This window comes from Priestia sp. P5_B4, from assembly GCF_056400385.1.
On sequence record NZ_JBFULJ010000758.1, the window covers coordinates 1 to 1,858 of the forward strand.

The following is a 1,858-nucleotide window of genomic DNA, read 5'->3' on the forward strand; positions in this document are numbered from 1 at the left end:
CAGCTGTTGTTGGCGGCCTTTTAATGGGGTATGGTGCGCGTCTTGCTTTTGGCTGTAACATCGGCGCTTACTTTGGCGGCATTGCTTCATTTAGTCTTCATGGATGGGTATGGATGGTTATGGCGATGCTTGGCACAGGCTTAGCACTATTTATCCGACCGATATTTGGACTCAAAAACCCTAAATCTAATGATTCGATTTGTTAAGTTTAGATAAAACCTTCTTTGCATGAGCAAAGGAGGTTTTTTATTTTAGGTGATCTTTGAAAACCTCTATATTTTTGTAAATTCCTTGACGTTTATCAAAGGTCATCAGTTTTCTTTATAGCGCTTGTATTAAAAAAGCCTCTTGTTTTAACTCAAAAAGAAGATAGGAATTTCCTTTTTTTATAAAAATTTCACTTATTTTGCCGATATAACAGGAAGATTGTATGTATTTGGCGAAATGTACATTAAACACCATGTCCAAACACAGTTATTAAAACGTAAAAAGGGGTTTTAACGTTACATGAATAAGTATTTAAAAAAAGCTGTTATTTATGGAAGTTTGTGTTTTTTACTAGGAGCATGCGGAGGAGCAGGAGAACAAACATCTTTTGAACCGCAGAAAAAAGAAGAAGCTGTAAAATCTAAAGAAGAAGCGACAAAAAAAGAAAAAAAAGAGGGCATTAATACAACCATTAAAATTAGCGCAGCGGGAGATTTTACTTTAGGAAATGATGAAAGCTTCAGCTATGATTCTACTTTTAATGACGTAGCGGCAAGAAATGGCCTTCCATATTTTACGCAAAATGTAAAGTCGATTTTTGAACAAGATGATTTAACAACGGTTAATTTAGAAACAACGCTGACAAAGGCGACCGAAAAAGCAAGTAAAACATTTCGTTTTAAAGGTGATCCTTCTTTTGTGAATATTTTAAAACAAGGAAGTATTGAAACCGTTAACTTAGCTAATAATCATACACGCGATTATTTACAGCAAGGATATGATGATACAAGAGAGAACTTAAAGAAAAGCGGAATAGGCTATTTTGGCTATGAAGATACATACATCACAACGGTAAAAGGAGTCAAAGTAGGATTGCTTGGATATCCGGGCTGGGATGACACCAAAGAAATAAGAAGCCAGATTAAAGACGGAATTAAGTCTTTAAAAGAAAAAGGAGCTAAAATTATCATTGTGCATTTCCACTGGGGGTCTGAACGACACTATGTTCCTGATACAGCGCAGCAAGCATTGGCGAAATATACAATTGATAACGGAGCAGATTTAATTTTAGGTCATCATCCTCATGTTGTTCAAGGAATTGAAGAGTACAAAAATAAATTTATTGTCTATAGCTTAGGAAACTTTATGTTTGGCGGAAACAAAAATCCAAGTGATAAAGATACATTTGTATTTCAGCAGACATTTACGATTAAAGATGGAAAGCTAACGACGAATAAAGACATCAACGTCATTCCATTCCGTATTTCTTCCACAACAGCACGAAACGACTACCGACCTACGCCTTTAACAGGCTCGGAAAAGGACCGAGTGAAAAATAAACTGATTAATGTTTCCAATCAAATCAAACAGGAAAAGTGGACAGTTTACGATGAAGATAGTAAATGAAGCTCTCAGCATTGAGAGCTTTTTTTATAAAATAAAACAAAAATAACCAAAAAAATGATATAATGTAAAAAAATAGATTAAAGGTGGAACTATGGTTAATATAGGTGATATGATTTTTCAAATTCTTATGATGCTTATCCTGATAGGAATAGCAGGAGTAATAATTGCATTTATTATAGGCTTAAAAAGGTTGATTCAAAAGCAGGGGGCAAATGAAAAAAGGCTTCAGCGTATGGAGCAAAAG

2 protein-coding genes are annotated in these 1,858 nt (G+C 34.7%); both read left to right on the forward strand.

What is annotated here, in order from left to right; all coding sequences use genetic code 11:
• Positions 1 to 206 (forward strand): YeeE/YedE thiosulfate transporter family protein (locus AC1DRF_RS25615; RefSeq protein WP_477742031.1); only part of this gene is annotated, 206 nt, incomplete at its 5' end.
• A 301-nt stretch (positions 207 to 507) separates the two neighbouring features.
• The gene (locus AC1DRF_RS25620) at positions 508 to 1,614 is read left to right on the forward strand and encodes a CapA family protein (RefSeq protein ID WP_477742032.1); all 1,107 of its coding nucleotides are present in this window, start codon (positions 508 to 510) and stop codon (positions 1,612 to 1,614) included.
• The last annotated feature ends 244 nt before the right edge of the window (positions 1,615 to 1,858 follow it).